The sequence below is a fragment of the Falsiroseomonas sp. E2-1-a4 genome, from assembly GCF_051433165.1.
Classification (GTDB): Bacteria; Pseudomonadota; Alphaproteobacteria; order Acetobacterales; family Acetobacteraceae; genus Falsiroseomonas.
Genome location: NZ_JBHMFS010000020.1, coordinates 1 through 25,308 on the forward strand (window position 1 = coordinate 1; position 25,308 = coordinate 25,308).

Annotated in this window: 23 protein-coding genes and 1 pseudogene; 16 read left to right on the forward strand and 8 right to left on the reverse strand. The window is 70.3% G+C overall.

Annotation, left to right across the window (positions count from 1 at the left end):
* From ACFHNC_RS19335 to hpxZ, 11 genes and pseudogenes are all read left to right on the forward strand, one after another.
* Window positions 1–818: PP2C family protein-serine/threonine phosphatase (locus tag ACFHNC_RS19335; protein WP_437170879.1), on the forward strand; the 818-nt coding region annotated here is incomplete at its 5' end.
* Window positions 818–1,153, forward strand: coding sequence for an STAS domain-containing protein (locus ACFHNC_RS19340; RefSeq protein ID WP_305669923.1), 336 nt, complete (start codon window positions 818–820; stop codon window positions 1,151–1,153). The genes ACFHNC_RS19335 and ACFHNC_RS19340, both read left to right, overlap by 1 nt.
* A gap of 1 nt (window position 1,154) precedes the next feature.
* The gene (locus ACFHNC_RS19345; protein ID WP_437170880.1) at window positions 1,155–1,586 is read left to right on the forward strand and encodes an ATP-binding protein; all 432 of its coding nucleotides are present in this window, start codon (window positions 1,155–1,157) and stop codon (window positions 1,584–1,586) included.
* Between the two features lie 161 nt (window positions 1,587–1,747).
* On the forward strand, window positions 1,748–2,968 hold the full coding sequence (locus tag ACFHNC_RS19350) for a hypothetical protein (protein WP_437170881.1): 1,221 nt from the start codon (window positions 1,748–1,750) through the stop codon (window positions 2,966–2,968).
* A gap of 73 nt (window positions 2,969–3,041) precedes the next feature.
* Window positions 3,042–4,394, forward strand: coding sequence for an NHLP bacteriocin system secretion protein (locus ACFHNC_RS19355; protein WP_437170882.1), 1,353 nt, complete (start codon window positions 3,042–3,044; stop codon window positions 4,392–4,394).
* 4 nt (window positions 4,395–4,398) lie between these two features.
* A pseudogene (locus ACFHNC_RS19360) lies at window positions 4,399–5,666 on the forward strand (cysteine peptidase family C39 domain-containing protein); the annotation flags it as partial.
* 39 nt (window positions 5,667–5,705) lie between these two features.
* Window positions 5,706–6,548, forward strand: coding sequence for an ATP-binding cassette domain-containing protein (locus tag ACFHNC_RS19365; RefSeq protein WP_437170952.1), 843 nt, complete (start codon window positions 5,706–5,708; stop codon window positions 6,546–6,548).
* 1 nt (window position 6,549) lies between these two features.
* A complete protein-coding gene (locus ACFHNC_RS19370; RefSeq protein WP_437170883.1) occupies window positions 6,550–9,426 on the forward strand; it encodes an ATP-binding cassette domain-containing protein in 2,877 nt (958 codons plus the stop codon).
* Window positions 9,427–10,313: 887 nt separating this feature from the next.
* Window positions 10,314–10,763 carry a TonB family protein gene (locus ACFHNC_RS19375; protein WP_437170884.1) on the forward strand — a complete coding sequence of 150 codons (450 nt, stop codon included), beginning with the start codon at window positions 10,314–10,316 and terminating at the stop codon, window positions 10,761–10,763.
* A gap of 71 nt (window positions 10,764–10,834) precedes the next feature.
* Window positions 10,835–11,995 (forward strand): amidase, encoded by a 1,161-nt coding sequence (locus ACFHNC_RS19380; protein WP_437170885.1) that lies wholly within the window; start codon window positions 10,835–10,837, stop codon window positions 11,993–11,995.
* Window positions 11,995–12,390 (forward strand): oxalurate catabolism protein HpxZ, encoded by a 396-nt coding sequence (hpxZ, locus tag ACFHNC_RS19385; protein ID WP_437170886.1) that lies wholly within the window; start codon window positions 11,995–11,997, stop codon window positions 12,388–12,390. Before ACFHNC_RS19380 ends, hpxZ begins: the two co-directional genes overlap by 1 nt.
* 8 nt (window positions 12,391–12,398) lie before the next feature.
* On the opposite strand, the gene ACFHNC_RS19390 is transcribed toward hpxZ, so the two are convergent.
* Together ACFHNC_RS19390 and ACFHNC_RS19395 are read right to left on the reverse strand one after the other, a co-directional pair.
* A complete protein-coding gene (locus ACFHNC_RS19390) occupies window positions 12,399–13,184 on the reverse strand; it encodes an alpha/beta fold hydrolase (RefSeq protein ID WP_437170887.1) in 786 nt (261 codons plus the stop codon).
* On the reverse strand, window positions 13,184–14,071 hold the full coding sequence (locus ACFHNC_RS19395; RefSeq protein WP_437170888.1) for an MBL fold metallo-hydrolase: 888 nt from the start codon (window positions 14,069–14,071) through the stop codon (window positions 13,184–13,186). The genes ACFHNC_RS19390 and ACFHNC_RS19395 overlap by 1 nt, the downstream gene beginning before the upstream one ends.
* Window positions 14,072–14,313: 242 nt before the next feature.
* Between ACFHNC_RS19395 and kdsA the strand changes: the two genes are divergently transcribed.
* From kdsA to ACFHNC_RS19410, 3 genes are read left to right on the forward strand one after another with little or no spacing between them, the layout of a single operon-like run.
* Entirely contained in the window at window positions 14,314–15,153 is an 840-nt protein-coding gene (gene kdsA, locus ACFHNC_RS19400; protein ID WP_437170889.1) for a 3-deoxy-8-phosphooctulonate synthase, read from the forward strand.
* Window positions 15,150–15,884 (forward strand): 3-deoxy-manno-octulosonate cytidylyltransferase, encoded by a 735-nt coding sequence (locus ACFHNC_RS19405; RefSeq protein ID WP_437170890.1) that lies wholly within the window; start codon window positions 15,150–15,152, stop codon window positions 15,882–15,884. Before kdsA ends, ACFHNC_RS19405 begins: the two co-directional genes overlap by 4 nt.
* A complete protein-coding gene (locus ACFHNC_RS19410; RefSeq protein WP_437170891.1) occupies window positions 15,884–16,882 on the forward strand; it encodes a KpsF/GutQ family sugar-phosphate isomerase in 999 nt (332 codons plus the stop codon). The genes ACFHNC_RS19405 and ACFHNC_RS19410 overlap by 1 nt, the downstream gene beginning before the upstream one ends.
* Window positions 16,883–16,977: 95 nt before the next feature.
* Here ACFHNC_RS19410 and htpG read toward each other — a convergent pair whose 3' ends face one another.
* From htpG to ACFHNC_RS19425, 3 genes are all read right to left on the reverse strand, one after another.
* Window positions 16,978–18,810: a molecular chaperone HtpG gene (gene htpG / locus ACFHNC_RS19415; protein ID WP_437170892.1), complete on the reverse strand. Its 1,833-nt coding sequence runs from the start codon at window positions 18,808–18,810 to the stop codon at window positions 16,978–16,980.
* Window positions 18,811–18,881: 71 nt separating this feature from the next.
* Window positions 18,882–19,232 carry a hypothetical protein gene (locus tag ACFHNC_RS19420; protein WP_437170893.1) on the reverse strand — a complete coding sequence of 117 codons (351 nt, stop codon included), beginning with the start codon at window positions 19,230–19,232 and terminating at the stop codon, window positions 18,882–18,884.
* Window positions 19,229–19,798, reverse strand: a complete 570-nt coding sequence (locus ACFHNC_RS19425; RefSeq protein WP_437170894.1) for a histidine phosphatase family protein — start codon at window positions 19,796–19,798, stop codon at window positions 19,229–19,231. Before ACFHNC_RS19425 ends, ACFHNC_RS19420 begins: the two co-directional genes overlap by 4 nt.
* 104 nt (window positions 19,799–19,902) lie before the next feature.
* Between ACFHNC_RS19425 and ACFHNC_RS19430 the strand changes: the two genes are divergently transcribed.
* Together ACFHNC_RS19430 and ACFHNC_RS19435 are read left to right on the forward strand one after the other, a co-directional pair.
* Window positions 19,903–20,793, forward strand: a complete 891-nt coding sequence (locus ACFHNC_RS19430) for a TauD/TfdA dioxygenase family protein (RefSeq protein WP_437170895.1) — start codon at window positions 19,903–19,905, stop codon at window positions 20,791–20,793.
* 65 nt (window positions 20,794–20,858) lie between these two features.
* Window positions 20,859–22,052: an LLM class flavin-dependent oxidoreductase gene (locus ACFHNC_RS19435; RefSeq protein ID WP_437170896.1), complete on the forward strand. Its 1,194-nt coding sequence runs from the start codon at window positions 20,859–20,861 to the stop codon at window positions 22,050–22,052.
* Here ACFHNC_RS19435 and ACFHNC_RS19440 read toward each other — a convergent pair.
* Genes ACFHNC_RS19440 through ACFHNC_RS19450 form a run of 3 tightly spaced genes read right to left on the reverse strand, consistent with a single transcriptional unit; the run spans window position 22,049 to window position 25,232 of the window.
* Entirely contained in the window at window positions 22,049–23,254 is a 1,206-nt protein-coding gene (locus ACFHNC_RS19440; RefSeq protein ID WP_437170897.1) for a pyridoxal phosphate-dependent aminotransferase, read from the reverse strand. The two genes, ACFHNC_RS19435 and ACFHNC_RS19440, sit on opposite strands and share 4 nt — an antisense overlap.
* A gap of 9 nt (window positions 23,255–23,263) precedes the next feature.
* A complete protein-coding gene (locus ACFHNC_RS19445) occupies window positions 23,264–24,250 on the reverse strand; it encodes a Bug family tripartite tricarboxylate transporter substrate binding protein (protein ID WP_437170898.1) in 987 nt (328 codons plus the stop codon).
* 13 nt (window positions 24,251–24,263) lie between these two features.
* The gene (locus ACFHNC_RS19450) at window positions 24,264–25,232 is read right to left on the reverse strand and encodes a Bug family tripartite tricarboxylate transporter substrate binding protein (RefSeq protein WP_437170899.1); all 969 of its coding nucleotides are present in this window, start codon (window positions 25,230–25,232) and stop codon (window positions 24,264–24,266) included.
* Window positions 25,233–25,308: the final 76 nt, after the last annotated feature.

Genomic DNA, 25,308 nt, shown 5'->3' on the forward strand with positions numbered 1-25,308 from the left:
CGCTGGTGCGCCAGGCGCTGGATGAGCGGCTGCAGTTCAACCGGATGCGGGAGGAGTTGGACGTGGCGCGGCGGCTCCAGCTTTCGTCGCTGCCCACCACCTATCCCGAACGCCCCTGCTTCCGCCTGCACGCCGCGATGGTGCCGGCGAAGGAAGTGGGCGGTGACTTCTGCGACCTGTTCATGCTGGACGAACACCGGCTGGTGCTGATGATCGGCGATGCCTCCGGCAAGGGCGTCGGCGCTGCCATCTTCATCGCCATGGCCCGCAGCCTGCTGCGTGCCGCCATGGGCCGCGGCGCCACGCCGGCGGAGGCGCTGGTCCAGGCCAATGACACGCTGGCGGCGGATAACCCAACGCTGATGTTCGCCACCGCCATCGTCGCCGTGCTGGATTGCCGCAGCGGCCTGCTGAGCTACGCCAATGCCGGCCACAACGCACCACGCCGGCGCAGCGCGGATGGGCGGGAGGGGGAATTGCCCGTGGAGGTCGGCATCGCGCTCGGCGTGATGGATGGCATCGACTTCGCCGACCAGACCCTCGTGCTGGAAGCCGGCGACCATGTGCTGATGTTCACCGATGGCGTGACGGAAGCGATGGGCCCGAACGACGCGATGTTCGGCGATGCGCGGCTCGCCGCCATCGTTGCCGATCCGCGCAACGGCGAACCCGCCAGCCTCGTGGACGCCGTGGCCCAAAACGTCGAGGTCTTTGCGGAGACCGAGCCGCAGGCGGATGACATCACCATGGTGGCGCTGCATTGGCGCGGGGCGGATGCGGCACCCGTTCTGCACGCGCGTGAAAAGGAGACGGTCTGATGGACGTGACCACCGAAGTGCATGGGGACGCGCTGATCCATCGTGTCAGCGGCCGCATCGATACCGGGACCGCGGCGGATGCGGAACGCAAGCTGACGGCGGAGGTCCGCCAGGGCCGGCGCGTCGCGATGGACATGACGCAGGTGGCCTATGTCTCCTCCGCCGGGCTGCGCGTGGTACTGATGGCGGCGAAACTGGCCAAGGCCAATCGGGGCGCCGTGTCCCTGTTCGGATTGCAGGCGACCGTACGGGAAGTCTTCGCCATGTCTGGTTTCGACAAGGTGGTGACCATCCGCGACGACGAAGCCTCCGCCCTCGCTGCCGTCGCACCCTGACATGGCCGCGATCCGGCTGCGCTGCGACCGCGCGCCCGCGGCGGTGGAAAGCACGCTCGACGCCATCGAGGCGCATCTGGTGGCCGCCGGGGCGGCGGAGCCGGAGGCGATGCAGTGGCGCCTGGTGGCGGAGGAGATCGTCACCAACATCGCACGCTGTGCCTGGCCCGAGGGCATCGAGGCGCAGTTCCATGTAGAGCTGGCGGCGGAGCCTCGCGCGGCCGGCCTGCATGTCAGCATGACCACGATCGATGATGGTGTGCCCTTCGATCCCACCGCGCAGGCGGCGCCCGATATCGATGCGGAACTGGATGACCGCGCCATCGGGGGCCTGGGCATGTTCCTGGTGCGGGAGATGACGGACGCGCAGCGCTATGACCGCGCGAATGGCGAGAACCGTTTTCGGGTAGAACGGCTGCTGCCGCGTGATTGATGAAGTGCACCACAATGTCTTGCTTCACGAACGCAAGTAGCGGTCCAGTACATCAATCATAAAGGATACCCAGTCAGAATAACGGAAGTCATCCGGTCTGCGCCTGCTTATACCATGAAGCAACGTGCGGCGGGATGCGTCGAAATCGAAGGATCCCTCCCATGACCCCGCCTGACAACAACGTTTGGTCCGATTTGGATGATTCGACGCTGGCCTCCGTCGTCGGCGGCAGCGGCTCAACCGGCGCCACGCCGACCTCCGGCGGTGGCGAGGAGGATGAGGCGGAGTATGGCGCCAGCCTGACCAGCCCGACGATCGTCGGCGGCGGCGCGTCCACCGGGGACCAGGTCTCGACCAGCATCGTGGTGAACGGCGTCACGCTGGAAGCCGGCGCGGGCTGGGGCGCCGCGGCGGGCTATGAAGTCACCCATACCGGCGCCAGCGCCGGGGCGGGCGTGGGCGCCGGCGTGTATGCCACCGGCAGCGTGACGGAAGGGAACGTCACCACCACGGTCACGCTGGAAGCCGGCGCCGGCGCGCAAGTGGTGGCGGAGGTGGGCGTCACCGGCATCAGCGTCGGCGCCTCGGCCGGCATCGGCGGCAGCGTGACGGTGGAGGTCGCGACCGAGCACAATCTGGGCAACGGCACCACCGCGACCACGACCACGACCACCGAAGTGGGCGTGAAGGCCGGCGTCGAGGGCAATGTCTCCTACGGCGCGGAGGGCGTGCAGACGGAGGCCGAGATCATGGCGGGTGCCTATGCCTCCATCACCGTGGAAGCAACGATCGGCGGCGAGGAAGGCTCCGGCACCGCCTCGGTTGGCTATGTCGATCCGGGCTCGGCGGGCGTCGGCGCGGAGGTTGAGGCTGGCTACGAGAATGGCGAGATCACCATCGGCGTGGGCGGTGAGGTTTCGCTGCTGCTGGGTGGCGTGAATGTCGGCGTCAGCGGCACCGTCGATGTGAACGCGGTGGGCGATGCGGGCGCCGAGACGGCGGCGCTGGCCGAGGCGCAGGCGCAGGTGGCGGCGGAAAAGGCCGCGGCGGAGGCGGAGGCTGCGGCGGAGCGCGCCGAGGCGGAAGCGCGTGCGGCGGCGGAGCGCGCCGAGGCGGAAGCGCGTGCGGCCGCCGAACGTGCCGAGGCGGAAGCGCGTGCGGCCGCGGAACGTGCCGCGGCGGAAGCGCGCGCGGCCGCGGAAAAGGCGGCGGCCCAGGCAGCGGCCCAGGCCGCCGCGACCGCGGCGGCGGCCAAGGCCGTGGCGGATAAGGCGGCAGCGGAGGCCAAGGTGGCGGCGGATGCTGCGGCCTCGGCTGCGAAGTCCGCCGGCAATGCCGCGAAGAAGGTGGGCAAGTCCATCAAGAAGAAGTTCAGGTTCTGATCCCCCGCGGTCCGGCCCGCGTGATGCGGCGCCGGACCCGCGACCTGCCCGCTTCGAGAGGGAACATTTCTGCATGACCGCGCCCGCCAGCCCACCGCCCTTCCGCGCCGAGGCGGTCGCCTCCGCCACCTCCGTCACCGTGGTCGAGGATGCGCTGGAGGTGGTGCAGCCGCCGCTGATGGTGCTGTGGTGGGGGCTGGCGGCGCTGGTCATCGGGCTGCTGACCTGGTCCGCCACCACGGATGTGCCGGTGAAGATTGGCGGGCAGGGCATACTTCTGTCCGCCGGTGGGCTGACCGACATCGTGTCCGACACCGAAGGCCGCGTGGTGGAGATGCTGGTGGCGCCAGGTGATAACGTCACCGCCGGCAGCATCGTCGCGGTGGTTGACCAAGCCGAACAGCGCCTGCTGCTGACCGCGGCGGAGGGTGAGCTGCGCGACGCGCAGGCGGCGCGGGCCGAAGTGCTGCGCTTCCAGGAACGCGATGCGGAAGCCGATCGCGCCTGGCGCATGGCGCGGGAGGAGGGGCTGACGCAGACCCTGCGCTCCGCACAGGAACGCCTGCGACTGATGACGGAACGCGAACAGGTGGTGCGCGACCTGGCCGCGCGGTCGCTGGCCACGCGCGACCGCGCGATCGGCGCGCAGGTGGAGCTGTTCACCATCCGCGACCAGATCGAGACGGTCCGCAACGACCATCGCGTGCTCGGCCTGGATGCCGCCATGCGGCAGACCCAGCGGGAGAAGGACCTGATGGTGGCGGATCAGCGCGTCGCCCAGGCGGAACGCCAGGTGACCACGCTGAACGAACGCATCCGCCGCATGGGCGCCATCGTCTCGCCTTTCGACGGGCGGGTGGTGGAGGCCAAGGCGAATACCGGCCAGGTGGTCAGCCGCGGCGGCCCGCTGCTGACTCTGGTGCGCAGCGACGTGCCGGGCGCGGAGGCCGGCGGGCTGGTCGGGCTGATCTATGTCGGCGCGCAGGATGGCAAGAAGCTGCAGCCGGGCATGGCGGTGGAATTGTCGCCCGCCACGGCGCCGCAGCAGGAATATGGCTATCTGGTGGGCCGCGTGGTGCGGGTGGCGGATACGCCGGCTTCCTCCGCCGGCATGTTGCGGACCTTGCAGAACGACGCGCTGGTGACGGAATTCCAGCGCAACCAGCGCACGCTGTTCGAGGTGAACATCGTGATGGAGCGCGACGCGCAGGGCGGGCTGCGCTGGTCCGCCGGGAACGGTCCGCCCTTCACCATCGAGGGCGGCACGCCGGTGGCGATGCAGGCGACGGTGCGGAATGTGCGGATGATCTCGCTCGGCCTGCCGGCGCTGCAACGCTGGCTGGGCGAGGATGTGCGCGTGGCTGCCGCGCCGCCCGCCACCACCGTCGCGGCGCCGCCGCGCGCTGCCATGGCCGAGGCGCGCTAAGGCCATGCGCACGCCGACCATCCTGCAGATCGAGGCGGCGGAATGCGGTGCCGCAGCGCTCGGCATCATCGCCGCGCATCACGGGTTGTGGCTGACGCTGGAGGATCTGCGCGCCCGCTGCGGCGTCTCCCGCGATGCAGCAAGGCGCAGCATATTGCCGCGGCTGCGCGCGAGATGGGTTTTGAGGTGCGCGCCGTACGGGGCGAGCCGGAGGCGCTGGCCAGTGTCGAAGGCCCGGTGATCCTGCATTGGGGCATGGACCATTTCCTGGTGCTGGAAGGGAAGCGTGGCGGAAGCTGGCAGCTCAATGATCCTGCGCGTGGCCGGCGCCGGGTGGATGATCGCGAATTGCGCCGGCAGTTCAGCGGCATCGTGCTGATGCTGAAGCCCGGGCCGGATTTCAGGAAGGGCGGCTCGCCACCCAGCGCCATGCGCGGCCTGGCGGACCGGCTGCGCGGCTGCCGGCGCGCGGTGCTGCTGGCCATCGGTATCAGCGTGATCCTGGCGCTGCCGGGTGTGCTTGGCCCGTCCTTCCGCCAGGTCTTCATGGACCGCATCCTCTCGGCCGGCGTGATTGCCTGGTTGTGGCCGATGGTGCTGGTGATGGTGGGTGTCGGCGCCTTCGCGGCGCTGTGCACCTGGATGCAGAAGACGTTGCAGCACAATCTGGAAACCCGCGTCGCCGTGGCCGGTGGCATCGGCTTCATGGAACGCGTGCTGCGCCTGCCGATGTCCTTCTACGGCCAGCGCGGGCCGGCCAGCATTGCCGATCGCGTCATGCTGAACGACCGGGTCGCGGGTATCGTCGCCGGTGAAATCGGCGGCACCATGCTGGCGCTGATCATGGCGACGATCTACCTGGCGATGTTGCTGCTGTTCGACCTGCGGCTTGGCCTGGTGGCGCTCGCTGCCGCGGCCTCGCTGGCCCTGGCGCTGGTCTTCCTCTCGGCCCGGCTGAAGGAGGATCAGCAGCGCCTGATGAACGAACAGGCGATGGAGGCGGCGGAGGCCAAGCAGGGGCTCCGCATGATCGAAAGCTACCGCGCCAGCGGCAGCGAGGCGCTGCTGTTCGACCGGCTGATGGCACGCCGTGCGCGGGCGTTGAACCTGCGGCAATCGCTGATGCTGGGCCGCACCGCGCTGCGGCACCTGCCGGGGCTGGCCACCGCGGTCGCCGCCGCCACCTCGCTCGCCATTGGTGGTGGGCTGGTGATCGGTGGCGAGATGTCGATCGGCGCGATGGTGGCGTTCCAATTCCTGCTGGCGGTGTTCCTCTCGCCAGTCGGCCGCCTGGTGCAGCTTGGCCCGCGCATGCAGGAAGCCGGCGCCAGCCTGCGCCTGCTGGGCGACACCTTGCAGCACCCGCTGGCCGAGGAGTTCACCAAGCCCCCGGCCGCCCCGCGGCTGATCCGCCGCCTGGATGGACGGATCGAGCTGCGCGACGTCACCTTCGGCCATTCGCGCCGCGCCACGCCGCTGATCTCCGGCGTCTCGCTGGTGGTGGAGCCGGGGGAGCGTGTCGGCATCGTCGGCGCCTCCGGCTCCGGCAAATCCACGCTGTCGCTGCTGGCGGCCGGGTTGCACGAGCCGTGGTCGGGACAGGTGCTGCTGGATGGCAAGCCGTTGCGCGACATCCCCCGCGCCGTGCTGCGCCAGAGCCTTCAGGTGGTGGACCAGACGGCCACGCTGTTCACCGGCACGGTGCGGGACAACATCGCGATGTGGGACCCGACCGTGTCCGAGGAACGGCTGCACGCCGCGGCGCGCGACGCCGTCATCCACGATTTCATCCTGGAGCGGCGGGAGGGCTACGCCTGCCCGATTGCCGGCGGCGGCACCAACCTCTCGGGCGGCCAGCGCGCGCGCATCGAGATTGCGCGCGCCCTGGTGCAGGACCCGCGCATCCTGCTGTTCGACGAGGCGACTGCGGCGCTGGATGACCAGACGGAGGCGGAGCTGCTGTCCAACATCCGCCGGCGTGGCGCGACCATGCTGGTGGTGGCCCACCGCCTGGCGCCGCTGCGCGATTGCGACCGTGTGGTGGTGATGGAGCGTGGCGCGATCGTCGAGATGGGGCCGCCGGCGGAACTCGCGGCACGGCGCGGCGCCTTCGCCACGCTGATGCTGCCGGCCATGGCCGAGATTGGGGCCTGAGATGGACGCCTTCGTACCCTCCGGCCTGCCGGGCCAGCCCGACCCCCACTTCCAGCAGCCGCCGCGCAGCCTGGCGGACTCCGGCGCCTTCTGGCTGCTGGAAGCCGGGGAGGCCGACATCTTCGCAGCCCAGGGCGGGCTGGAGGATCGCGAGCCTGGCCAGGTGCCGCCCGGCCCGCATCTGTTCATCGGCCGCATCGGGCCTGGCACGCTGGTGGTGGGCCACGGGCCGGATCTGGAATGCCTGGTGCTGCGCCCGGCCGCCGGCGCCAGGCTGCGGCGCCTGCCGCAACTTGCGGCGCTAGGCGGGCACCAGGCGCAGGTCGAGGCGATGCAGCTCTGGGCCTCCGCATTGGCCGGCGGAATGGGGGCGCGGCTCTGGCGGCCGTCGAACATCGACAAGGTGGCCCGCCCGGGCCGAAGGCTGCATTTGGCGGAGCGCCAATCCGCCACCGCGCGCGGGCAGGGGGTATGGCTGGAACTGCCGCCGGGCTGCGGCATGCTGCTGGGGCTGGAACCGGTGGGCGGGTTGCTGCCGCTGCCGCCGGAGGGCTGGCTGGTTGCCGGTGGTGACCTGGATGCGCTGGTGCTCAGCGCGCCGCCGCCCTCCCTGATGGCGGCGGCGGTGGAGGGTATCACCGCCTTCACCGATGCCTGCGTCGCCATGCTGCCCAGCCTGCGCAGCCTGGCCGAGATCGACGAAGGCGGAAGGCTCGGCCAGCGCGCGCAGCAGGATGCGGAAGCCGCGCAGCGCACCACGGAACTCGCCGCCGCGCTGCTGCACGCGCCGGCGCCGCAGGTGGCCGCGAAGCCGGTGGAAGCCGGGCCGGCGGAGCCGCTGTTCCAGGCGATGGTCACGGTGGCGAAGGCCGCCCGCATGCGCCCGCGCATCCAGCGCCCGACCCGGCTGCGCGAACAGGATATCGACACGCCGCCGACGATGGACGAGATCGCCCGCGCCTCCGGCCTGCGGCTGCGGCCGGTGGCGTTGCCGGCGGAATGGTGGCGGCGCAACCTCGGCCCGCTGTTGGGCCATCTGGAGGGGGAGCCGGTTGCGCTGCTGCCGCGCAAGGGCGGCTATGTGCTGCAAGGCTTCGGCGTGGCCGCGCAGCCGATGAATGCGGCGCTGGCGGACCGGCTGGAAACCCGCGCCTGGACGATGATCGAGCCGCTTTCGGACCAGCAACTGACGGTGGAGGCGCTGGGCCGATTCGTGCTGCCCAATCGCGGCGATCGCGGGCTGGCACTGGGCGCGGCGCTGCTTGGCGCGTTCCTCGGGCTGGGCATGCCGATCGCCATGTCCTTCGCCACCGGGTCGCTGATTCCGGGCGGCAACCGGATGGGGCTGATGGAGCTGGGCATTGCACTCGCCTGTGTGGGTCTCGCGAACTTCGTGGTGCAGATGGCAGGCGACATCGCCAAGCATCGGCTGACGGCCACCGCGGAAGCGCCGCTGCATGCCGGGCTCTGGGACCGGCTGCTGCGGCTGCCGATGCCGGTGCTTCGGAAATTCACGCCGTCCGAGATATCATCACGGTTGAATGTGGCGCTGTCGCTGCCACTCGGCATGCAGGGGTTTCGTTTGTCCGTGATGGGCTACGGCGCGGCGCTGGCGACCTCCATGGCCATGCTGTTCCTGTACCACCCGATCGCGGCGCTGGTGGCGCTGGGCATCCTGGCGGTGCAGCTCGGCGTCGCGGTGGCCGGCGGCATCCTGAAATCCCGCGTGCAGCAGACCGGGCAGCAATTATCCGGCCAGGCGGACAGCCTGGCGATCGAGGCGGTGGGCGGCATCACCAAGCTGCGCCTGGCCGGCGTGGAACACCGGCTGCTCGGCGCCTGGGCGGAACGCTTCGTCGGCATGCGGCGGACCAAGCTGGTGGAGGAGCATATCGACACCTGGCTCGCCTCCGCCGCCGCCTTCCTGTCCTTCTTCGGCGTCGGGCTGCTGTTCCTGCTGTTCATGTCGGGCGCCAATGCGCCGAACAACGCCGCGGTGGTCGGCTTCCTGATGGCCTTCATGATCGCCAATGGCGCCGCCAACGGGCTGGGCCAGGCCTTCACCGGCTTCTATCCGCTGTATGCGATGCGGAGCTACGCCCTGCCGCTGTTGCAGGCGCAGCCGGAACCGACGGCCGGGCGCATCGACCCGGGCCGGCTGACCGGCGCCATCGCCATGACCAATGTCGCCTTCGGCTATGAGGGCGCGGATTCGCCGCTGTTCTCCGGCCTGAACCTGTCCATCGAGCCGGGCGAGTTCGTCGCCATCGTCGGGCGCTCCGGCTGCGGCAAGTCCACGCTGGTGCGGCTGCTGCTGGGGTTGGAACGCGCGCGCTTCGGCAGCGTGACCTTCGACCGGCAGGACCTGGTCTCGCTCGACCTTGGCCTGCTGCGGCGGCGTATCGGCACCGTGCTGCAAGGCGCGCAACTGCCGCCAGGCGCGCTGCTGGACGTGCTGCGCGGCTTCAGCGAAGCGACGGAGGCGCAGATCTGGCAGGCGCTGGCGGCGGCGGCCATCGCGGATGATGTGCGCGCCATGCCGCTCGGCCTGCGCACGCCGATTGCCGATGCGGCGCATGTGCTCTCGGGCGGCCAGGTGCAGCGGCTGCTGCTGGCGCGCGCACTGGTGAACAAGCCGGACGTGCTGATCCTGGACGAGGCGACCAGCGCGCTGGACCCGGCGACCCAGGCGGTGACGACGCGCACCCTGGCATCCCTGACCTGCACGCGCATCGTCATCGCGCATCGGCTGGAGACGATCCGCGGCGCCGACCGCATCCTGGTGATCGAACGCGGCAAGGTGGCGCATTCCGGCAGTTTCGCGGAGCTGGTGGCGCGCGGCATCCTGGATGGCGGGGCGGAATTACAGGCGGCGTAGGAGGCCAGGTCCCCCGGCTATTCACCGGGGGCTGATTTCCGTGGCGGCGCGGGATGCTCTATGGCGGCTGGCGCTTCATATCGGGCACCGTGCCAGACGCCTCCCACACGTCCCCCAGAACCTTGCCACGATTCCACGCCACGCCCCGCGTGCCGGTCCGGCGCGACCCGGCGCTGCTGCCGGCCGGCGGGGGCGAGTCCTTTGGTCGGCTGCTGCCGCGAGGTTCGGGGCGGCGGCGATGGATCCTGGCCTGGCTGCTGGCTTCCTTGCTGCTGCACGGGCTGCTGGCGCTGTATTTCATCGCCCGCCCGCGCCAGGTGCAGGACCTGCCGCCGCCGGCGGTCGAGGTGGTGTTCGAGGGCGGGGGCGCCTTGCGGCCGGCTGCGGAGCCGCCCCCTGGTATCGCGGGCCCGCCAACCCCCCCGCCAGCGCCGCCCCAGCCGGCCCCGGCGCCACCGTCGGCCGCGCCCGCCCCGCCCCAGGCTGCCCCCGCACCGCCCCCGGCCGCGCCTGCGCCGCCCCCGGCCGCACCGGCACCGGCCGCACCGGCACCGCGTCAGGTAGCGCCTGCGCCACCGCCCCCGGCAGCGCCCGCCCCGCCTCCGGCCGCGCCTGCGCCCGCCCCGGCCGCGCCTGCGCCACCCCCGATCGCACCCGGGCCCGCCCCAGTCGCGCCTGCGCCACCCCCGGCCATACCTGCGCCAGCCCCGGTCGCGCCGGCACCGCCCCAGGTCGCGCCCGCCCCGCCTCAGACGGCCCCCGCCGCGCCCGCGCCCACCCCGCCTGCCGAGTCCCGGGACCCGCCCGTATCGGATGATCCGCCACCGCCACCACCACCCCCTGCGCCGCCGCCACCCCGCCGCGCCGCGCCATCGCTGCCGCCCGGGGTGATCTGGGCGCCGGGCGGGGTGCAGCTCGGCCAGCCGGCGCGGCCCGCCGCCCCTTCGGGCCGCCCTGTGGCGCGCGGCCTCGACCTCAGCTTCGATCCGCGCATGGTGGAAGGGGAGGCCAGCGCGGATGCCAATCTGCGCGTCACCGGCGCCCAGGTCGGCGCCGATTGGCGCGCCGCCTTCCGCCGCTGGCTGGACCAGAACATCAGCTACCCGATGGGCGCGTTGCGGGAGGGTGAGTCGGGCACCGTGCGCGTCCGCGTCATCGCCGGGCCGGATGGGCGGGTGCGCAGCGTGCGGCTGACCGGCCCTTCCGGCTCGCCCTCGCTGAATTTCGGCACCACCTTTCCGTTCAGCGGCGCGCAACTGCCGGCCTTCCCGCCGCCGGCCGGCCCGGAGGGCGTGACCATCGACCTGACGGTGAACTACATCCTGATCCGGCGCTGAAACCCGCCGCCGGTGGCGCGACAGGCCGGGCGGGCTGCGGCATAGTTGTGCGGCGCAGCGCAGGATCCGCCATGTCCCCCTTCGTCCCCGGCACCGACATCCATATCGAGGGTCGCCCCGGCGGCCCGCTTTCCGGGCTGCGCTTCGCGGCCAAGGATCTGTTCGACATCGCCGGCCACCCGACCGGCGGCGGCAATCCCGATTGGGCGCGGCAGAACCCGGTGCCCGCACGCCATGCCTGGGCAGTGCAGACGCTGCTGGATGCCGGCGCCACGCTGATCGGCAAGACCATCACGGATGAGGTCTCGCTGGGCATTTTGGGCGAGAACCCTTTTGACGGCACGCCCACAAACCCCGCCGCGCCGGGCCATGTGCCGGGCGGGTCCTCCTCCGGCTCCGCCAGCGCCGTGGCGCAGGAGCTTTGCGAGGTGGCGCTGGGCACGGATACCGGCGGCTCCGTCCGCGTGCCGGCCAGCTTCTGCGGGCTCTACGGCATTCGCCCGACGCATGGCCGGATGAACTTGGCCGGCATGCTGCCGCAGGCGCCAAGCTCCGACACCACCGGCTGGTTCGCCCGCGACGCCGCCACCTTCGCCCGCGTGTCCGAGGTGCTGCTTCAGGACAAGGTGGCGGAGACGCCGCCCACCCGGCTGATCATCGCCGTCGATGCCTTCGGCTTCGCTGAGGCCGAGACTGCGGCGGCGCTGGCGCCCATGCTGGACCGATTGAAGAAAATCATCCCCGATTGGCGGGAGGAGGTGCTGGCCCCGCCCGGCCTGGTCGCCTGGGGCCGCGCCCAGCGCACGCTGCAACCGGTGGAGGCGTGGGAGACTTTTCGGGCATGGATCGAGCGCGACAATCCGCGCTTCGCCTTCTCCGTCGCCCGCGGCCTGGTGATGGGCGCCGCGACGCCGGAGGCCGAGCGCGGCTGGGCGGCGCCGACGCGGCAGGAGGTGCGCGGCCGGTTGCGCCACCTGCTGCCGCCCGGCACGGTGCTGGCCATGCCGACCACGCCCTTCCCGGCGCCCAAGGCCGGGCTGCCGCTGCCGGCGCTGAACCCGATCCGCGACCAGATCCTGAGCCTCTGCGCCGTGGGTGGCTTGGCGGGGCATCCGCAGGTCAGCCTGCCGGGCGCGACGGTGGCGGGGCGGCCGGTGGGCCTCTCGCTGATCGCGGCGCGGGGCGCGGACACCTTGCTGCTGCGTGCGGCGCTTGAGATGGAGAAAGCCTGATGGATGTGAATATCCCGGAAGTCGTCGCGGAAATCCGCGTGCTGTTCGACCGCTACGAACAGGCCCTGATCGACAAAGATGTCGATGTGCTGGACGCCACCTTCTGGCAGTCGCCGCATACCATCCGCTACGCCATCCATGAAAATGGCTATGGCTTCGACGAAATCCACGCGCATCGGGTGCGCCGCCCGCCGGGGCCCGGCATCAAGCTGGCGACGCGCCGGCTGGTGATCACCACGCTGGGCTGGGATTTCGCCACCGTGAACTTGGAATTCGACATGCGCGGACGGGACATGCCGGGGCGGCAGAGCCAGACCTGGGTGCGGCTTCCGGATGTCGGCTGGAAGGTTGTGTCCGCGCATGTCTCCGTGACGGAAGCCTCCCCCGCCTACTGAACCGGCGCCTATTGATCGGCGAGGAAGCCCAGCACCTCGGCGGCCAGCAACTCCGGCGTCTGGATCGCCATGAAGTGGCCGCTCTCCACCACGCGGAAGGTCGCGCCCGCGATGGAATCGGCGACGGGGGCGACGCGGTCGGGCGGGCGGGTGTGGTCGTGGATGCCGGCCAGCACCAGCACGGGGCAGGCGATGCTGGCCAGGTCGGCGGCCATGTCGAGCCCCGCCAGCATCCGCATCGTCGCCGCCCAGCCGCCGGCATCAGCGCCCAGGCGCTGGGCGCGGGTGGCGGCGAAGCGGGCGGCATCGCGGCGCAGAACCTTCGGATAGGCCTGGTCCAGCCCGGCATCGACCACGGCGCGCGTGCCCTGCCGCTCCACCAGCGCCGCGCGCTCCAGCGTGGCGGCGCGGGCGGCTTCCGGCAGGCCGGTGGCGGGGGAGGTGACAATGGCGGCCCGCACCCGGCCGGGATGCGCCGCGGCCAAATGCAGGGCGACTGCGCCGCCCACCGCCGTGCCCATCACCACCACCGGATCGGTCAGGCCGAGCGCATCCAGCAGCGCCACCGCGTCATTGCCGGATTGCGCCAGCGTCATCGGCCCGGGCGGCTTTTCGGACAGGCCGGCATTGCGCTGGTCGTGGCGCAGCACCCGGAAATGCGGGTGCAGCAGGGGCAGCACCCGGTCCCAGCTTTCCAGGCAGCCGCCCATCTCATGCAGCAGCAGCAGCACCTGTTGGCCCTCGCCCGAAATTTCGTAGCGCAGGGCGATGTCGGGGGTGGCGATCCAGGGCATCAGAGGTCTCCGTCCAGATCGATCGACCAGGCATCCGGCACCAGGCGGTAGCCGGCGCCGTCGCGGGCCAGATGCGCGAAGGCGGGGAAGTGCAGGTGCATGCCGGCAATCGCCTGCCGGTCCGCGGCCACCTGGTCGAAGATGCGGCGGCGGGTGGCTGCGGCCTGGCCAGGGTCCACATCCACCGCCATCGTCGCCTCCGGCCGCGGCACCTGCACCTCCGGCACATGCACGATATCGCCCCAGATCAGCAGGGATGTTTGCCCGGAGGTGACCACAAATCCGGTATGGCCGGGGGTGTGGCCGGGCAGGGGGAGGGCGGTGACGCCCGGAAAGACCTCGCCGCCGGTAAACAGGCTGGTGCAGCTGGCATAGGCGGCCAGCCGGGTGCGGGCGCCATGGAAGAAGGCGGCGCGGCGGGACGGGTCCTCGCGTTCCATCGCGGCATCGTCGTGCCAATGGGCGTGCTCGGCCTCGTGCAGGTGCAGGGTAGCGTTGGGGAACAACGCGGCACCGTCGGCACCGGTCAGCCCGCCGAAATGGTCGGGGTGCAGATGCGTCATCAGCACCGTGTCGATCGCGCCCGGCGCCACCCCGGCGGCGGCGAGGTTCGCCGCCAGACGCCCGGTGGTCGGTTTGATCGGGCCGCAGCCGGTATCGACCAGCGCGATCCGTCCGCCGCTGCGCATCAGGAAGGCGTTCACGGCGGTGCGCCGCGGCACCGGGCGGAAGGCGGCGTGCAGCAGGGCGGCAGCCTGCTCCGTCGCGATGCCGGCCATGGTGGAAAGCGGCGCGTCCTGGTGGCCGTCATTCAGGGCGGTGACCAGGATGTCCCCCACCCGCCGGTGGCAGAATCCCGCCGCCTGCTGAATTGTCGCATCCGCCATGCATATCGCTCCCGCCACCGCGCCCAGCATCACCCGAAGCGCGGCGGAGGCAAGGGCGCGCGTCGTAGGGCAAGAATCCTGCGTGGCGGCCAGGCTGATTGGAACAAGTGCGGCCCCGTTCCGGGGTTCGGCCGAATCATGCGCGCCACTGCGCGGGCCGGGAACTGGCCGCCGATTGAACGGCCTCGGGCCTTGGGATAAGTCACGGCACCCCTTCTGGGGGCGGGCATGGAGTGTTGTCGTTGGACAAGTCGAAAAGCGTGCGGATCGGCCCGGTCACCCTGGGCAACCACCTGCCGATCGCGCTGATCGCCGGCCCCTGCCAGATGGAAAGCCGCGCCCATGCGCTGGAGACAGCCACGGCGCTGAAGGAGATCTGCGGCCGGCTCGGCATCGGGCTGATCTACAAATCCTCCTTCGACAAGGCCAACCGCACCTCCGCCAGCGCCGCGCGCGGCCTCGGCATGGCTGCCGCGCTGCCGGTGTTCGCCGAAATCCGCGAAAGCCTTGGCCTGCCGGTGCTGACCGATGTGCATGACGCCGCCCAATGCGCCCCGGTGGCGGAGGCGGTGGATGTGCTGCAGATTCCGGCCTTCCTCTGCCGGCAGACCGACCTGCTGCTGGCGGCCGCCGCGACGGGGCGGGCGGTGAACGTCAAGAAGGGCCAGTTCCTGGCGCCTTGGGACATGAAGAATGTCGCCGCCAAGCTGACCGGTGCCGGCAACCCGAATGTCCTGCTGACGGAACGCGGCGCGTCCTTCGGCTACAACACCCTGGTTTCCGACATGCGGTCGCTGCCGATCATGGCGCGCGACACCGGCCTGCCGGTGATCTTCGATGCCACCCATTCCGTGCAGCAGCCGGGCGGGCAGGGCACGTCCTCCGGCGGCCAGCGCGAATTCGTCGAAACCCTGGCCCGCGCCGCCTGCGCCGTCGGCGTCGCCGGCCTGTTCATCGAGACGCATGAGGACCCGGACAACGCCCCCTCCGACGGCCCCAACATGGTGCCGCTCGCGCAGTTCGAGGCGCTGATCCGGCGCCTGATGCAGATCGACGCGCTGGTGAAGGGCTTCGGCGCTTGAAGCCGATCGTCGTGATCCCGGCACGCATGGCGGCCACCCGCCTGCCGGGCAAGCCGATGGCGGATATCCTCGGCCAACCGATGATCGTGCATGTCTGGCGCCGGGCGATGGAGGCCGAAATCGGCCCCGTGCTGGTGGCGACCGACAGCGCGGAGGTGGCGGAGGCAATCCGTGCCGCCGGCGGCCGGGTGCAGATGACGCGCGATGACCACCCCTCCGGCACCGACCGGATCGCGGAGGCGCTGGCGGCGGTAGATCCGGAGGGTCTGCATGATGTGGTGGTGAATGTGCAGGGCGATCTGCCGACCATCGCGCCCGCCGCCATCCGCGCGTCGCTCGGCCCGCTGGCCGACCAGGCGGTGGATGCCGCCACGCTGGTGGCGCAGATCCACCGGGCGGAGGAGCGCGTGTCGCCCTCCGTGGTGAAGATGGTGGGCAGCGAGATCGCGCCCGGCCGCTTCCGCTGCCTGTACTTCACGCGTGCCACCGCACCGACCGGGGAGGGGCCGCTCTGGCACCATATCGGCCTCTATGCGTGGCGGCGCGGCCCGATGCAGCGCATGGTGGCGCTGCCGCCCTCGCCGCTGGAATTGCGGGAAAAGCTGGAACAGCTTCGCGCGCTGGAGGCCGGCATGCGGATCGACGCGGTGGTGGTGGACGACGTGCCGCTTGGCGTCGATACGCCGGAAGACCTTTGGCGCGCCCGCGACATGCTGACAGGAGCGGCGTGATGGATGGTCTTGCAGGCAGGCCGGATGACGAAGCCCGGCGCCGCGCCACGCTGCGCCGGACCGTGGCGCTGGAGGCCGAGGGCCTGGTGGCGCTGGATGCCGCGATGGAGGGCGAGCTCGGCGACCGCGTGCTGGCGGTGGTGGAGCTGATCCTGCGCGGCAGCGGGCGTGTGATGGTCACCGGCATGGGCAAATCCGGCCATATCGGCCGCAAGATCACCGCGACGCTGGCCTCCACCGGCACGCCATCCCATTTCGTGCATCCGGCCGAGGCGAGCCATGGCGACCTGGGCATGATCCGGCCGGAGGATACCGTGCTGGCCCTGTCCTGGTCCGGGGAGGCGCCGGAACTGGCCGATATCATCAGCTACACCCGCCGCTTCGACGTGCCGCTGATCGCCATTACCTCCCGCGACAGCAGCGCCCTGGGTTCCGCGGCGGATCATTGCCTGACGCTGCCGCGCATGCCGGAGGCCTGCCCGAACGGCCTGGCGCCCACCACCTCCACCGCCATGCAACTCGCCATGGGCGATGCGCTGGCGATGTGCCTGCTGGAGGCGCGCGGCTTCTCCCCAGCCGATTTCCGCGAATTCCACCCGGGCGGCAAGCTCGGTGCGCGGCTGAAGCGGGCGCGGGACCTGATGCATGCGGCGGGCGAAGTGCCGTTGGTGACGGAACAGGCAATGCTGGCCGAGGCGATCGTGCAGATGACCTCGCGCCGTTTCGGCGTGACCGGCATCGTCGATTCCACAGGCCGGATCATTGGCATCCTGACCGATGGCGATCTGCGCCGCGCCTTCCAGCGCGGCTTCGTCAACGGCCCGGTGGCGGAGGCGATGAACCGCCGACCGCTGACCGTGCCGCCGGACACGCTGGCGCCGGACCTGCTGGGAATTATGAACGAGCGCAACATCACCAGCATCTTCGTGGTGGATGAGGCGGGCGTGCCGGTCGGCATTGTCCACCTGCACGACCTGCTGCGCACCGGCATCGTCTGACACCACCCAAAAGCCCTCTCCCCCCGCTTTTGGGGGGTTGGGTGAGGGGGGCGGGCAACAACGGCGGGGCTCTCCCCGCCGGCGCCGCCCGCGCTTCAGCCGCCGATCGCCAGCGCCTCCGCCACCCTGCGCGCGAAGGCCACCGGATCCCGCGGCGTGTCGCCATCCTGCACCCGGGCCAGATCCAGCAGCAGGCCGGCGCTGTCCGCAAGATCGGTATCCGTCGCCGCCTGCTCCGCCAGGCGGCGGATCAGCGCGTGGCGGGGGTTCACCTCCAGCACTGGCAAGCCACCGGGGAAGCCACGGCCGGCGCGGCGCATCAGACGCTGCATCTGGAGGTCCGGCCCCATCTCGCCGGCAGCCAGCACCACGGCAGAGTCCACCAGCCGGTCCGTGCCGCGCACATCCGCCACATGCTCCTTCAGCGCATCCTTCAGCAGCGGCAGCAGGCGCGCGAGGTCCGCGGCCTCCCCTTCCTGGGCGGCACCTTCCACCGCGGACAGGTCGATGCTGCCCTGGGTGATGCTGCGGATCGGCTTGTCCTCGAACTTCTCGAGGCGTTCCGGCCAGAAGGCGTCGATCTGGTCGGTCAGCAGCAGCACCTCCACCCCCTTGGCCCGGAAACCTTCGAGCTGCGGGGATTTGGCCAGCGCCTCGGCATTGTCGCCGAGCAGGACATAGATGGCCTCCTGCCCCGGCTTCATCCGCGCCACATAGTCGGGCAGGGAGGTCCAGCCCTCCACCGCGGAGGACCGGAAGCGCAGCAGCGGGGCGAGGTCCTTGCGGTGCTCGGCATCCTCCCAGACGCCTTCCTTCACCACCGGGCCGAAATTCTCCCAGAAGCCGGCGAAGGACTCAGCATCCTTGGCCTTGGTCTTCAGTTCCGACAGCACCCGGCTGGTGACGGCGCGGCGGATGCGGGCCAGCACCGGGGTGGCCTGCAGCATTTCGCGGGAGACGTTGAGCGGCAGGTCTTCCGTATCCACCACGCCCTGCACGAAGCGCAGCCAGGGCGGCAGCAGCGCCGCCTCATCGGTGATGAACATGCGGCGGACATGCAGGCGCACGCGGCTTTCGCGCTCCCCCTCCACCGCCTGGAAGGGCTTCATGCCGGGGATGAACAGCAGCGCGGTGAAATCCAGCGCGCCCTCGGCCCGCCAATGCAGGGTGGACCAGGGCTTGTCGAAGATGTTGCCGAGGTGGCGGTAGAACTCGGTGGTCTGTTCCTCCGTCACCTCGGATTTGGACTTGCGCCACAGCGCGGTGCCTTCATTCGCCGGCTCATCCACACCGTCCTTGGCCACGGTGATGGGGATGGTGATGTGGTCGGCCCATTTGCGGATGATGGTCTGCAGCCGGATCGGCTCCAGGAACTCCTCCGCATCCGGCTTCATGTGCAGCACGATGTCCGTGCCGGCTTCCTCCCGCGTCGCGGGCGCCAGGGTGTAGTCGCCGGCGCCGGTGCTGGCCCAGAGCCAGGCTTCCTCGCCCCCGGCGCGGCGGGAGGTGACCTCCACCCGTTCCGCCACCATGAAGGCGGAGTAGAAGCCGACGCCGAACTGGCCGATCAGGCTGGGCTTGTCCGCCGCCGGCGCATCTGCCAGCGTCTTGGCGAAGGCCGCCGTGCCGGAGCGCGCGATGGTGCCGAGGTGCTGCACCAGGTCGGCCTTGGCCATGCCGATGCCGGAATCGGAGATGGTCAGCGTCCGCGCCGCCTTGTCCGGCACGATCCGCAGCTTCGCGCCCTCGGGGGCCATCAGTGCGGGGTCGGTCAGCGCCTCGAACCGTCGGCGATCGGTGGCGTCGGCGGCATTGGCCACCAGTTCGCGAAGGAAGATCTCGCGGTCGGAGTACAGCGCGTGGACGACCAGATCGAGCAGGCGGCCGACCTCGGCGCCGAATTCATGCCGCTCCACGGTATCGCTCATCGGACAGGTCCTCAGTTGGTTTGCGCGGCGCGCGATATGCGAGGTGGCGGCGCGCTTTTCAACTGTGCGCTCTACAGGTTCCGCGCCCAGGCGAGGAAGACCAGGAAGCCCGCCACGCCGAGCACCGCATGGCTGGCCAGCAACAGGGTGGCGCCCGAACGGCGGCGCCGCGCGATGCGGCCGGCGGACCAGCCGGCGGCGAGCGACACCGCCAGCATCCCCAGCGGCACCAGGCCGGGCGGGCTGGCACCGGCCGGGCCGCCCGAGACCAGCAACGCAACCGCGGCAGTGGCACCGAGCGCCAGCACCAGGTGCGTGGTCACCAGCCAGGGCCGGCGGGCGCGTTGCAGGAACAGCAGCCCCACCGCCACACCGGCCGCGAGCGTCAACACCAGCAGCAGGATGGCGAGTGCCGGCGTCATGGCCGGATGCGCCCCACCACAACCAGCATTTCGCCGTCCCGCCGCAGCACCACGCCCTCGCCCGAGGCCGGGAAGATGCCGGTCAGCGCGGTGATGTTCACCTGATGCGTCGCGACGAACAGCGCCCCGTGCCCGTCCCAGGCCAATAAAAGCCGCCGCGCCGCCACCGTGCGGGATTCCGCCTCCTGCCGCGCACCGAAGAAGGAATTGAAGGCGGGCTCCACCCGCATCTGATCCGGGAAGGCCAGTTCGGCCGTGTCCACGGCGCGGCACCAGGCGGAGGCCAGCACCGCCCCCACCGCGATGCCCCGGTCGCGAAAGGCGGCGCCGATGCGCCTGGCCTGGGCGCGGCCCTCATCATCCAGATTGCGCTGCGTGCTGCAGTCGCCGAGCCGCATGCCCGGCGGGTCCCCGCCACCGGGGGCGATGGCATGGCGAAACAGCACGATCGCGCCTTCCGTCAGGGCCTGCCAGGCGGCATCCGCAGGCTGGGCCAAGGCGGGCCTGCCGGCGATCAGCAACAGTGCCGCCAGGGTGGTGCGACGGGGGCTGAGACTTCGCATCATTCCAGAAATCGTGCGGCCCGCGCGAATGTAAAGCGGTGAGTTGACGCACCCCCGGCGCTGCTGTTCCCATCATGCCGTGCCGCGGCACCGGGAAGGAAACCACCATGAACCATGTCAGCCCCGCCAATCCGACGGGCGCCAAGGGCCCGCGCTACAAGCACAGCGCGGAGGCCGGCGCCCCCTATCGCAGCATCACGGTGGAAAAGCTGACGCCGGTGATCGGCGCCGAGATCGGCGGCGTCGATATCGGCAACCCGACCGAGGCGCAGATGCAGGAAATTCACCGGGCGCTCGCCGAGAATCTGGTGATCTTCTTCCGCGACCAGACCCTGACCGCCGAACAGCACCTGTCCTTCGGCCAGCAATTCGGCGAGCTGCACATCCACCCCGCCGCCCCCACGGAGGGCCACCCCGCCCTGATGATCATCAAGGCCGATCGCGACAGCCCGCGCGCCAATGGCGAATTCTGGCATTCCGACGTGTCCTGCGACGAGGAGCCGCCGATGGGCAGCATCCTCTACATCAAGCAGTCGCCGGAGGTCGGTGGCGATACGCTGTTCGCCAATATGTATGCCGCTTATGACGCGCTGTCGGATCGCATGAAGACCTACCTGGAGGGCCTGACCGCCCTGCATGACGGGGAGGATGTCTATCGTGGCACCTATGCCAATCTCGGCGTGCAGGACAAACCCGTCTATCCGCGCGCGGTGCATCCGGTGATCCGCACCCATCCCGTCACCGGCCGGCGCGCGCTGTTCGTCAACAAGGGCTTCACCCGCCGCATCCTGGACATTCCGGCGGATGAGAGCACCGGCATCCTGGCCTATCTGTTCGAGCACAGCGCCAACCCGCTATTCCAGTGCCGCTTCCGCTGGCGGACCAATTCCGTGGCCTTCTGGGACAATCGATGCGCCCAGCACCGCGCGATGTGGGACTACTGGCCGGCGACCCGCTACGGCAATCGCGTGACCATCCAGGGCGACCGCCCAGTCTAGTCGGGCCCGTTTGACCCGTTGGACGGTTCGGGTTGAAGTTTCGTCCGGACGAGGGAGACGCGACAATGGCGAAGCGGGGCATGCAGTTCGGGATCTTCCTGGCACCCTTCCACCGGCTGGGGGACAACCCCACACTGGCCATCTCCCGCGATATCGAGATGATCGAGCTGCTCGACCGGCTCGGCTATGACGAGGCCTGGATCGGGGAACATCATTCGGCGGGGTGGGAGACCATTGCCTCGCCCGAGCTGATCATCGCCGCGGCGGCGGAACGCACCAAGACCATCCGCCTCGGCTCCGGCGTCACCAGCCTGCCCTATCACCACCCCTTCCTCGTCGCACAGCGCTTCGTGCAGTTGGACCACATGACGCGCGGGCGGGTGATGCTGGGTTGCGGGCCAGGTGCGCTGGTCTCGGACGCTTATATGCTCGGCATCGAACCTTCGACGCAGCGGCGCCGGATGGATGAGTCGCTGGAGGCCATCATGGCACTGCTGGCCTGCGATGGGCCGGTGACGCGCAAGACCGACTGGTTCGAGATGCATGAGGCGCGGCTGCACCTGAAGCCCTACAGCGATCCGCATTTCCCCATCGCGGTGGCCAGTACGCTGACGCCCGCGGGGCCGGCCGTGGCGGGCAAGCATGGCGTCGGCATCCTCTCGCTTGGCGCCGGCATGCCGGGCGGGCCTTCCGCGCTGCCCGGCCAATGGAAGATCGCGGAGGATGCGGCGGCCGCGCATGGCAAGACCATCAGCCGCCGCGACTGGCGCATGGTGATGAACGTGCATGTGGCGGAAACCGACGAACAGGCGCTGGCCGATGTGCGGGTGGGCGAACGGCTGGAGACGGTGACCTATTTCGAGGATGCGCTCGGCCGCCCGCCCGGAAGGTCGCAGGACCCGCTGACGGATGGCGTGCAGGCCGGCACCACCCTGGTCGGATCGCCGGAGACGGTGGCGCGCGGCATCGAGAACCTGGTGGAGAAAAGCGAGGGCGGCTTCGGCGGCTTCCTGTTCCGCGCGCATGACTGGGCCAATCGCGAACAGACCTGGCGCAGCTACGAGCTGTTCGCCCGCTGGGTGATGCCGCGCTTCCAGCAATCGCTGGAGACGGTGCGCGGATCCCACGAATGGGCGGTGGCCAACCGCAAGACCATCTTCAGCCCGAATGTGGAGGCGCTGCGGAAGGCCTTCACCGATGCGGGCAAGCCGGTGCCGGAGGCCTTCGCCGCCAGGGCCTCCGGCGCGCGGGACGTTTAGCTCAGCCCCTCGCAGAAGCGGTGGATGCGGATGCACGCATCCTCCAGCAGCGCATCGGCCGCGGCGAAGCTGATGCGGAAATGGCCGGGGAACATGAAGGCGGCGCCGTTCACCGTGGCGACGCCCTGTTCCGTCAGCAGCGCGAAGACGAAGTCCCAGTCATTGGTGATCTTCGTGCCGGCCGCCGTGGTCATCCCGAGGCAGGCGGTCATGTCCGGAAAGGCATAGAAGGCACCCTCCGGCAGGTGGCAGCGGAGATGCGGCGTGGCGTTGAGGGATGCGACCACGCGGTTGCGCCGCGCCTCGTACACCTGACGCATCGCCTCCGTCGCATCCTGCGGGCCTTCCAGCGCGGCCACCGCGGCGGCCTGCGCGATGGAGCAGGTGTTGGAGGTGGATTGCCCCTGCAGCTTGTCCATCGCCTTGATCAGATGCCGCGGGGCGCCGCCGAAGCCGATGCGCCAGCCGGTCATCGCGTAGGATTTGGAACAGCCGTTCATCGTCAGCGTGCGGTCCCGCAGGCGCGGTTCCACCTGCGCGAAGGTGGCGAAGCGGCGCCCGTCGAAGACAAGCTTTTCGTAGATGTCATCTGTCAGGATATGAACCTGCGGATACCGCAGCAGCACGTCGCACAGCCCGCGCAGCTCTTCCGCCGAATAGGTCGCGCCGGTCGGGTTGGACGGCGTGTTGACGATCAGCCACTTGGTCTTTGGCGTGATCGCGGCTTCCAGTTGCTCCGGCGTCAGCTTGAAACCCTGATTCGGGCCGCAGGGCAGCAGCACCGGCGTGCCATCGGCCAGCCCCACGATATCCGGGTAGGACACCCAGCAGGGGGTGGGGATGATGACCTCGTCGCCCGCATTGATGGTCGCGATCAGCGCGTCATAGATCACCTGCTTGCCGCCGGTGCCAACCAGGATCTCATCCGGCGCGTAGTCCAGCCCGTTGTCGCGCTTGAATTTCGTGGCCACGGCGCGGCGCAAAGCGAGTGTGCCGGAGATATCCGTGTAGCGCGTCTGGTTGGCGCGGATGGCGGCGATCGCCGCATCCTTGATGTGTTCCGGCGTGTCGAAATCCGGCTCGCCGGAGGAGATCGCCAGCACATCCTTCCCCTCCGCCTTCAGCGCCTGCGCGCGCTGACGCATGGCGGTGGTCTGGGAAGGGGAAATGCGGTTAAGGCGATCCGCGATGACGTCACTCATGATCTGTCCTCAGCGTGCCAGGTTCAGCCGGGCGCGCGATACGATGTCCTTGAATTTTGCAAACTCACCGGCAATGAAGGCGCCGGTGGATTGAGGCGTGCTGTCGCTGACCGCATCGATGCCGGCACTGGCGAGGCGCGCCTTCACATCCTCCATCGCCAGCACCTGGTTCGCCGCGGCGTTCAAGCGCGTGACGATAGCGGGCGGCATGCCCTTCGGGCCGAGCATCACGTTCCAGGTGCTGGCCGCAAAACCCGCCACGCCGGTTTCCTGCATGGTCGGCACATCCGGGAACAGCGGATGCCGCGTGGGCGTGCCCATGCCGATGATGCGGAACAGCCCGTCGCGCGCCGCGGCCGCCATCGAACCGAGCGGTTCCCAGCCATACTGCACCTCGCCCTTGGTCAGCGCCTCCACCAGCGGGGCGCCGCCACGATAGGGAATGTGTTCCGCGCGCAGGCCGCCAGCCGAGAGATTCATCAGCTCCCCGGCCAGATGCCCGACGCTGCCGGAGCCGGAACTGCCCCAGCTTCCCGCACCGGGATTGGCGCGCAGCCAGGCGATCAGCGCCTGCGGGTCGCGATGCGGCGAATTCGTCGGCACGGCGAGCGCGATCGGCGCACGGCCCAAAATCGCGATCGGCGTGAAATCGGCGACCGGATCATAGGGGGTGGTATCCGGCTGCAGCGCCGGTACCGTGCCGTGGGTGGAAGGCGTGCCGAGCAGGATGGCGTGACCATCCGCCGGCGCGCGCTTCACCATATCGCTGCCGATGGTGCCGCCGGCGCCGGCGCGGTTTTCCACCACCACCCGCCCGTTCGCACCCAGCAGCGGACCCATGCGGTCCGCCACCAGCCGCGCCAGCAGATCGGCCGATCCGCCGGGTGGGAAGGGGATGGTGAAGCTGACCGCGCGTTCCGGCCAGGCGCCCTGCGCGTGCAGGTTTGCGAAGGGTGCTGCCGTGAAGGCGGCCAGGGCGAGACGACGGGTCAGCATGGCGGATCCTCCCTCAGATGGTGATGTTCTGGGTACGGATGATGTCGCCCCACTTGGCGAGCTCCTCCGTCCAATAGGCGTCGAGTTCGGCGGCGCTGCTGCCGATGGTCTCCACCGCCATGGAGTTCAGTCTTTCCTTGGTGGCCGGATCGCGCAGCGCCTTCTGCAAGGATGCCGTCAGCCGCGCCGCGATCGGCTGCGGCGTGCCGGCCGGCAGCAGCATGATGACATCGGTGGAGGAGGCGAAACCGGCCACGCCGGATTCCGCCAGCGTCGGCAGTTCCGGCGCGAAGGCCGAACGCTGCGCCGTGCCGACGCCGAGCACCTTGAGCTGGTTGTTGGCGCGGAAGGGCAGGCAGGTGACGAGATCGACGAAGGACATGGCCACTTCGCCCGCCAGCAGGCCCTGCACGGAAGGACCGCCGCCACGATACGGCACATGCAGCAGGCGCGTGCCGGATTTTGCCTGGAACAGCTCCGTCGCCAGATGGCTGCTGGCCCCGATGCCGGCGGAGGAATAGGCGACATCACCCGGCCTGGACTTCGCGTAGGCGATGAACTCGGCCAGGGTATTCGCCGGCACGGAGGGATGCAGGCACAGACCCTGCGCGCTGCGCGCCACCAGGCTGATGCCGGTGAAGGCGGCGCGATTGTCATAGGGCAGGTTCCGCATCAGATGCGGCGCGATCGCATAGGTGCTGTTGGTGCCGAGCAGGAATGTATATCCATCCGGCCGCGCGCGCGCGACGATGCCGTGGCCGACGGTGCCGGAGGCGCCCCCGCGATTTTCCACCACGACGGGTTGGCCGAGATCGATGGACATCGCCTGCGCGATGACGCGCCCCATCACATCGGTGGAGCCGCCTGCGGCCCAGGGAATCACCAGCGTGATCGGACGGCTGGGGAAGACGTCCTGCGCCATTGCCGGTCGCAGCGCCGGCAGGGCGAGGCTCGCGGCCAGCAGGGAACGACGTGTTGCCATGGTCCATCTCCTTATCGCCGTCGCAGCGCGACGGGGGTGAGTGCCGTGATGCTTTCGCATCTCCCTGTTCACCGCG